The 2,425-nt window shown below is 71.1% G+C and carries 3 protein-coding genes; 2 read left to right on the forward strand and 1 reads right to left on the reverse strand.

The window, feature by feature from the left end:
• Both VI238_RS05260 and VI238_RS05265 read left to right on the forward strand, forming a co-directional pair.
• On the forward strand, window positions 1-727 hold a 727-nt coding region (locus VI238_RS05260), incomplete at its 5' end, for a HipA family kinase (RefSeq protein ID WP_331649189.1).
• Window positions 714-1,112, forward strand: a complete 399-nt coding sequence (locus VI238_RS05265) for a DUF3037 domain-containing protein (RefSeq protein WP_331649191.1) — start codon at window positions 714-716, stop codon at window positions 1,110-1,112. The genes VI238_RS05260 and VI238_RS05265, both read left to right, overlap by 14 nt.
• 78 nt (window positions 1,113-1,190) lie before the next feature.
• On the opposite strand, the gene VI238_RS05270 is transcribed toward VI238_RS05265, so the two are convergent.
• Window positions 1,191-2,258 (reverse strand): choice-of-anchor Q domain-containing protein, encoded by a 1,068-nt coding sequence (locus tag VI238_RS05270; protein WP_331649193.1) that lies wholly within the window; start codon window positions 2,256-2,258, stop codon window positions 1,191-1,193.
• Between the last annotated feature and the right edge of the window lie 167 nt (window positions 2,259-2,425).

The raw sequence follows: 2,425 nt of genomic DNA on the forward strand, positions 1-2,425 counted from the left end.
CGAAGGCGGCTCGCTGCCCGCGATCGTCGAGGGCAACGACGACGGCCTGTACGTGCTCAAGTTCCGCGGGGCGGGGCAGGGGCCGAAGGCGCTGATCGCCGAACTCGTCGCGGGCGAGCTCGCGCGCGCGCTCGGGCTGCCCGTGCCCGAGATCGTGCTGGTCGAACTCGATGCCGATCTCGCGCGCACCGAGCCCGATCCCGAGATCCAGCACCTGATCCGCGCGAGCGGCGGGCTCAACCTCGCGCTCGACTACCTGCCCGGATCGATCACGTTCGATCCGGTCGTCGACCAGCCGGACGCCGGGCTCGCCTCGGCGATCGTCTGGTTCGACGCGTTCGTAAGCAACGTCGACCGCACCGCGCGCAACACGAACCTGCTCGTCTGGCACCGCAAGCTCTGGCTCATCGACCACGGCGCCGCGCTGTACTTCCATCACGCGTGGGACGGCTACCTCGCGCGCGCGGCCGACCCGTTCGCGCGCATCAGGGACCACGTGCTGCTGCCGTTCGCGACCCTGCTGCGCGAGGCGGACGATCGCCTCGCCGCGCTGCTCCCGCGCGAGGCGATCGAACGCATCGTCGCGATGATCCCCGCGGAATGGCTCGGCGGCGACGCGCCGTTCGCGAGCGTGGACGGGCATCGCGAGGCGTACGCGAACTACCTCTGCCGGCGCATCGAAGCGCCGCGCGCGTTCGTCGAGGAGGCGCTGCGTGCACGCGTATGACTATGCGGTGATCCGCGTCGTCCCGCGCGTGGAGCGCGGCGAGTTCGTCAACGCCGGCGTCGTGCTGTCGTGCAAGGCCGGCCGCTACCTCGAGGCGCGCATCGAACTCGACGAGGCGCGCCTGCGCGCGCTCGATCCGGGTGTCGACCTCGACACCGTGCGCGCGCACCTCGCCGCATTCGTCGCGATCTGTGCGGGCGGCGAGGACGCGGGGCCGATCGGCCGCCTGCCCGCGCGCGAGCGGTTCCGCTGGCTCGTCGCGCCACGCAGCACGGTGATCCAGACCTCGCCTGTGCACAGCGGACGCTGCGACGACCATGCGACGATGCTCGAGCGCCTGCTCGACACGACGGTGCGCGCGCCGGGAGCAACCGGACGCAGGTAATTCCCGCACCGCGGCTCCCCGCGGCCTTGCGGGCTCGGGCGGAAAACGGCCTCGGTCGCCTCTTTTCCGCTTTCTCCCTCACTCGAGCCCGTCGGCGTAGATCCGATCGGGATTCGTCTCGTACGCGCCGACGTCGACCGCGGCCCCTTGCGTGCGCGCCTCTCCATCCGCGTCGCTGGTGCCGCCGACCGCGATCGCGACGCCGCTGTCGACGAGCGGCGAGTCGCTGCGCAGGCGCGGGTTGGTCGGCGTCATGAAGCCCGGGGCGCCGTGGCTCGGCGCATTGTCCGTGACGGCGGCGTTGACGTTGCTGCGCGTTTCGTAGTGCGCGCGCGTGAAGACGATGCCGGGGCCGTCGGTCGCGATGTCGGGGATGCCCGCGGGCGCGACGCCGCCCCATACGATGCTGTTGTCGAGCGTGACCTGCGTGCCGACGTTCGGTGCCGAGAGAATGTACAGCCCGCTCGCTTCCTGGCTCGTCGAGGTCGCCGTATTGGCGGTGATCGTGAGCTGCGCGAGCCGCGTGATGCCGTCGTTGCCGAGCGAGCGCACCGGCGCGCCCGCGTTGAAGCCACCCTGGACCACGCTGTTGGCAAACGTGAGATCGCCGCCGGAGTTGTCGAGGATCGCGGCCGAGGCACCGACGCACCCGTCCAGCCGCATGCGATAGGCGCGCACCGTGCTGCCCGGGTTCAGCACGACGTGCAGGCAGGCGCCGACGGCATCGTTGGCGATGCCCGCGTCGTTCCGCAGTGCGAGGTCGGTCGCGTTGATCGTGTTGCCGCTCGTGCCGAAGCCCGTATTGAGCTGGATGGCGGCCACGCTCGCCGAGCCGACGAGCACGCTGCCCGAATGCGCGCCGAGGCGCCGGGTCCCGCAGCCTGCGCCGCTCCAGCCGCCGCTGATGCTCGCGGTCTGGTTCGAATGCGTCAGCGTGAGGTAGAAGACGTTGCCCGCGCCCGCGGCGTAGGTGCCCTCGCGCACCTTGATCGTGATCGATGCGTCGGTCGTCGCGGTCGCCTGGGCGAGGGCATCGTCGAGTTCCTGGCTCGTCCCCACGCAGGCGGAGTAGGCGTGACTCATGCCGGGCAGGCCCAGCGCGGCGAGGCTGCCGGCGAGCAGGACGTTGCGACGCGAACGGAACATGGCAGACCTCGAACGTTGCGGGATGGCGGAGTCGCGTGACGCGAAGAACCCGCGCACGCGCGCGCCGCGTGGGCGCGCTACCGAACGAAACGGACGATCATGGGGCTTGCAGACAATTGGCGCAGACCTGGCGCGGCCGTGCGACGTTGAAGAGACGACGACCGCGG

It is taken from the genome of Dokdonella sp. (assembly GCF_036518555.1).
Classification (GTDB): Bacteria; Pseudomonadota; Gammaproteobacteria; order Xanthomonadales; family Rhodanobacteraceae; genus Dokdonella_A.